General features: G+C 56.5%; 1 protein-coding gene. It reads right to left on the bottom strand.

What is annotated here, in order from left to right; translation table 11 throughout:
• Positions 1-331: lyase family protein (locus Q4563_RS17965; protein ID WP_336623050.1), on the bottom strand; the 331-nt coding region annotated here is incomplete at both ends.

Genomic DNA, 331 nt, shown 5'->3' with positions numbered 1-331 from the left:
CATATTGGTCGAGGTGCCCGCCCCGCCCTGAATCATATCCACCACAAACTGCTGGTGAAACTGCCCTTGCAGCAACCGGTCACCCGCCGCCACAATGGCGTTGCAACGTTGCTGATCCAACAAGCCCAGCTCGGTGTTGGCCAGCGCGCACGCCTGCTTTACCATCGCCAGGGCGTTGATCAATTTGGGGAAATGCGCCAGCGTCACCCCACTCAAGTCAAAGTTATCCTTTGCCCGCTGACTCTGAATGCCAAAATACGCGCTGGCAGGTACTTCTCGTTCGCCCAACAGGTCTTTTTCCAGCCGATATTCAACAGCATCCGTCATGACG

This window comes from Gilvimarinus sp. 1_MG-2023 (genome assembly GCF_030548285.1).
Note: the sequence above shows the minus strand (reverse complement) of the source record. Positions and strands in the feature narration are given on the sequence as shown.